A 4,835-nucleotide genomic window follows, 5' to 3' on the forward strand; every position below is an offset into this window, starting at 1 on the left:
CGAGATGCGCAAGCCCGCGAAGAAGTAGGGCAGGGCGGACGGGATCTGCAAGCGCAGCAAGGTCTGCAGCCTCGTGGCGCGGTTGAGCTTGAAGTAGGCCGCCAGCCCCGGGTTGACGCTGCGCAGCCCGGTGGTGGTATTGGAGATGATGGGAAACAGCGCAACCAGCGTGGCGCAAACCACGAGCGATGCTGTTGGATCTTTCACCCAGATGATGATCAGCGGTGCGATGGCCACAATCGGCGTGACCTGCAGCAGCACCGCATAGGGCAACAGCGTGGCTTCGATCCATCGGCTTTGCACCATGGCAAAAGCGACCAGCACACCCAACATGGTGGCGGACACAAAGGCCAGAACCGTGATCTTGATGGTGACGAGCAAGGCGCCACTCAGCAAGGCCCAGTCCTTCACAAGCGTCTGGGCGATCAGCCAGGGCGACGGCACCAGGTAGGCAGGGACATCCTCGATGACGACCCAGGCCTGCCAGATGCCCAGCAAGATACCGGTCATCAATAACGGGAGCGCGGCCCGCTTCAGTTGCCTGAAGACGGCGCTCAAGATGCCTGCTCCACAGCGTTGTTCGACGCCAGGCTCAAGCTGTGCTGCAGATGCCTGACCTGCTCATTGAAAACCGCGCTCGTGCGGTAGTCGTCATCACGCGGCCAGGGCTGTTCAATGCGCAGATCCTCAACAATGCGGCCCGGGCGGGCGCCCATCACGATCACGCGCGATGACAGGAACACCGCTTCTGTGATGCTGTGCGTGACGAACACGACCGTCAGGCCGCGTTGGCGCCACAGTTGCAAGAGTTCATCGTCCAGCTTGTTGCGCGTGATTTCGTCCAGTGCGCCGAAAGGCTCGTCCATCAGCAGCAGGCTGGGCTGTGTGACCAGCCCTCTTGCAATCGACACGCGCATCTGCATGCCGCCGGACAGTTCCCGAGGGCGTTGCGCAGCGCAGGTGCTCAGGCCCACTTGTGTCAGTGCCTCATCCACACGTGCATCGGCCTCGCTGCGTGCAACGCCAGCCAGATCCAGCGGCAGGCGCACATTGCGGCGCACGTCAGCCCACGGCATCAGCGTGGCTTCCTGGAACACGAAGGACAGCGATGGCCCGGCCAGTTGGATCCGCCCGCTGGTCGGCTGCAACAACCCTGCGATCATCTTGAGCAGCGTGCTCTTGCCGCATCCGGACGGGCCCAGCAGCGTGACGAATTCGCCCGGTGCCACGCTCAGCGTGACGGGGGCCAGCGCCCGCGTGCCATTTGGGTAGATTTGCTCGACGTTCTGGATGTCGATCACGGGGCGTGCCTCGGAGGGTGTTGACACCATCAAGGCATGACCTTCAGGTCCTTGACGAACTGTGTGGTGTAGGTCTTCTTGACGTCCACTTTGGTGGCATCCAGCAGCTTGTGCTGCACCAGCAGATCGTAGGTCTGCTTCATGCGTTCATCTGTGATGATGCCAATGCCGTACTTGGCCGCGTCACCCCCCAGCACGGCGCCTTGCTGCTTGATGCTGCTGATGCCATAGGCCAGCAGGTCATCCGTCATATTGGGGTTGTCTTTCTTGATCAGCGTGTTGCCAGGCGTGGGGTCCCCCGTCAGGTAGCTCTTCCAGCCTTCCATGGAGGCCTTGATGAAAGCGGCGACCTGCTTGGGGCGCTTCTGAAGCGTGGGCACCGAGCAGACCACGGTCATGGCGTACGGAGGCCAGCCCTGGTCAGACAGCATGAACACGCTTGGCTTGATCTTGCTTTCGTGCTCGATGGAGAAGGGCTCGGACGCCAGGTAGCCTTGCTGCGCGATGTTCTGGTCGGCCAGGAAGGGCTGGATGCTGAAGTTGTAGGGCTTCATCTGCGCATCAGTGAAGCCGAATTTCGTCTTGAGCCAGGGCCAGTAGGTGACCTGACCGGCGCTGCCCACCAGCAAGGTCTTGTTCTTGAGTTGGGCGAACTGTTTGACATCCGGGTGGGCGATCATGACCACCGGGTCTTTCTGGAAGGCGGCGGCCACCGTCACAGCCTGGATGCCTTTCTCCCAGGCCTGAATGGTCTGCACGTCAAAGCCCATGATGCAATCGGCCTGACCGGCCATCATCAACTGCATCATGTTGACCTGCGGGCCGCCCATCTTGAGCGTGACATCCAGCCCGGCCTTGGCATAAAGGCCGGTTGCCTGAGCCTGATAGAAGCCGCCATGCTCGGCTTCGGCATACCAGTTGGTGATGTAGGTGAACTTCTCGCCAGCGTGTGCCAGTTGTGGCGCTTGCAGTGCAGCGGATGCGGTCAGCAACAGGGCTGTGCCGCGTGCGGCGGCGCCAAAGTGGCGGCTCAAGAAGGCAGGGATGCGCGTCATGCTGGCGACTCCATTCGGAAACAGGCTACGTTTTACCTGAGTTGTACCCGAGGCCGCCCGCCCTTGCATGGCCATGGCCTGGTTTGTGAGGTTGCCAGACGACAAAGTTAGAATGCGCGGCTTCGTTCCACCCACCACACACTACTTAGGGGCGCCTGTGTCCGATCGTCTATTCGTTGCCATGCAGTATGTCTTGCCCAAGAAGGCATTGACCCAGGCGGCCGGCGCATTGGCTTCGCTGCGCGGCGGTGGTGCGACCACGCGCTTCATTGCCTGGTTCGTCAAGCGCTATGGCGTGAACATGAGCGAGGCAGCGAATCCTGACATTGCCAGCTACCCCACGTTCAACGAGTTCTTCTCTCGTCCCCTGAAGCCCGGTGCCCGCCCGCTGGCCAAGGCAGACCTGATCAGCCCGGTGGATGGCGCCATCAGCCAGATCGGCCCGATCAAGAAGGATCAGGTCTTCCAGGCCAAGGGCCATGCCTACTCGACGACGACGCTGGTGGGCGGTGATGCCCAGCTCGCAGCCTGTTTCGAGGACGGCCACTTTGCGACCTTGTACCTGAGCCCCAAGGACTACCACCGCATCCACATGCCTTGTGACGGCAAGCTCAAGCGCATGATCTATGTGCCGGGCGACCTGTTCTCGGTGAACCCGGCCACAGCGCGCGGCGTGCCTGGCCTGTTTGCGCGCAACGAGCGTGTGGTGTGCGTGTTCGAGACGGCCAACGGGCCCTTCGTGCTGACGCTGGTTGGCGCAACCATCGTCGGCAGCATGGCCACCGTGTGGCATGGCGTGATCAACCCGCCACGCAGCGCCAATGTGCGTGAATGGCGTTATGACGACCAGAACATCGTCTTCAAGCAAGGCGATGAAATGGGGCGCTTCCTGCTGGGCTCGACCGTGGTCATGCTATTCCCCAAAGGGCCGCTGCAGTTCAACAAAGCCTGGGAGCCTGCTCGTGCCATTCGCATGGGCGAGGCGATGGCGCAGCTGTGATCTGATCAGGCCGGTGATGCCAAGGCGCCGGCCTGCGCCAGTGCGGCTTGCAGGTCCAGGCTTCTGCCGCAATGAAAGTGGCGCTGCTCGCCTGTGACGGGATCCAGGAAAGACAGCGACTGGGCCAGCAACTGCAGTGGTCTGGAAAAGTCCGGCGCCACCTCCGGCGGCAGAGCGGGCAGCAGTTCCGGGTAGATCTGGTCATGGAGCAAGGGCATGCCCAACGCTGCCATGTGGGCACGCAGTTGATGCTTCTGGCCCGTGACGGGGCTCAGCCTGAACTTGCCCCACGAGCCGGCGGTCTCAATCAGGTCGACGTGTGTTTCGGCGTTGAGGGGGCCATCTACCTCGTGCATGGCCATGAAGCGTTCGCTTTCCTCCAGGCGGGAGCGGTGCACCACGGGCAAGGCCAGGGCGGTGTTCACGGGCGCAATCGCTTCATACGTCTTGTTGACGAGCTTGTCTCTGAACAGGCCCTGGTAGGCATCGCGCGTGTGGGGCTGGATCGTGAAGGCCACGAGTCCCGCTGTTTCGCGATCGATTCGGTGCATGGGCACCAAGGTGTCGATGCCCAACTTGCGCTTGAGCCTTACCAGCAGCGTTTCCTGCAGATAGCGTCCTTTGGGTGTCACCGGCAAGAAGTGCGGCTTGTAGGCCACCACGAGGTAGTCATCCTGGAACACCACCTCTTCATCAAAAGGCACCTTGTGCTCGAAGGGGAGCGATCGCCAGTAGTACAGCTTCGTGTGCGCACGATAGGGCGAGTCCGCCGGCACCGAGCGCCCATCGGCATCCACCACTTCGCCCTTGCCCATGCGTGAGGCCCAGTCTCCACGCGATACGGCAGGGATGCGGTGGGCCAGGTAGTCCAGCATCGTCGGCCAATCGCCGTGCGGCAGGGCCACACAACTGGCACTCACGCCGTTGATGGTAGGTAACTCGGGCTTGCTCATTGCCGCCGCTGCTCAGAGGGGCTTGTTCTGAGCCGCTGCAGGCGAGTCGTCCACAGTGCCTTCACCTGCGGCTTGAGCGGCCTTGATGCGCTGGGTCTTTGGCGTGACGGAGTCCAGTCGGTGCGCACGCTCCTTGCGCCAGAGCTCGTCCGGGCTGTTGTCGTAGACATCGTCTGCAGTGGTGGCGGTTTCCTGCAGATGGGTGTCGATCGCGATGCGGTTGTCGAACACGAAGCACTCGCCTTGCCAGTCCTTGTCCGCATCCGGCAGGCTCTGAAAGAAGTTGAGGATGCCGCCATCGAGCTGATAGATGTCCAGTCCGAACTGCTGCATCCAGGCACTGGTCTTTTCGCAGCGTATGCCGCCTGTGCAGTACATGGCGACCTTCTTGCCTTCTTCCTTCCATTGTTCGGCGTGCGATGACACATAGTCCGGGAAGTCCCGGAAGTTGTCGACATGCGGATCAATGGCGTTCTTGAAGCGGCCCAGTCGGTACTCGAAGCTGTTGCGGTTGTCGATCACGACC

6 protein-coding genes are annotated in these 4,835 nt (G+C 61.8%); 1 reads left to right on the plus strand and 5 read right to left on the minus strand.

Features of this window, described 5'->3' with window-relative positions; genetic code table 11:
* The 3 genes from EPO09_RS08570 to EPO09_RS08580 form a co-directional block, all read right to left on the minus strand.
* A partial coding sequence (locus tag EPO09_RS08570) for an ABC transporter permease (protein WP_290642165.1) occupies positions 1 to 510 on the minus strand: 510 nt, incomplete at its 3' end.
* 44 nt (positions 511 to 554) lie between these two features.
* Positions 555 to 1,331, minus strand: a complete 777-nt coding sequence (locus tag EPO09_RS08575; protein WP_290642156.1) for an ABC transporter ATP-binding protein — start codon at positions 1,329 to 1,331, stop codon at positions 555 to 557.
* Entirely contained in the window at positions 1,331 to 2,356 is a 1,026-nt protein-coding gene (locus EPO09_RS08580; protein ID WP_290642158.1) for an ABC transporter substrate-binding protein, read from the minus strand. The genes EPO09_RS08575 and EPO09_RS08580 overlap by 1 nt, the downstream gene beginning before the upstream one ends.
* A gap of 157 nt (positions 2,357 to 2,513) precedes the next feature.
* Between EPO09_RS08580 and asd the strand changes: the two genes are divergently transcribed.
* Positions 2,514 to 3,356, plus strand: a complete 843-nt coding sequence (gene asd / locus EPO09_RS08585) for an archaetidylserine decarboxylase (RefSeq protein WP_290642160.1) — start codon at positions 2,514 to 2,516, stop codon at positions 3,354 to 3,356.
* 5 nt (positions 3,357 to 3,361) lie between these two features.
* Here the strand turns inward: asd and EPO09_RS08590 are convergent, their stop codons facing one another.
* Positions 3,362 to 4,309, minus strand: a complete 948-nt coding sequence (locus EPO09_RS08590) for a pseudouridine synthase (RefSeq protein WP_290642162.1) — start codon at positions 4,307 to 4,309, stop codon at positions 3,362 to 3,364.
* A 12-nt stretch (positions 4,310 to 4,321) separates the two neighbouring features.
* On the minus strand, positions 4,322 to 4,835 hold a 514-nt coding region (locus tag EPO09_RS08595), incomplete at its 5' end, for a rhodanese-like domain-containing protein (RefSeq protein ID WP_290642163.1).

It is taken from the genome of Aquabacterium sp. (assembly GCF_004297345.1).
Classification (GTDB): domain Bacteria; phylum Pseudomonadota; class Gammaproteobacteria; order Burkholderiales; family Burkholderiaceae_C; genus Aquabacterium.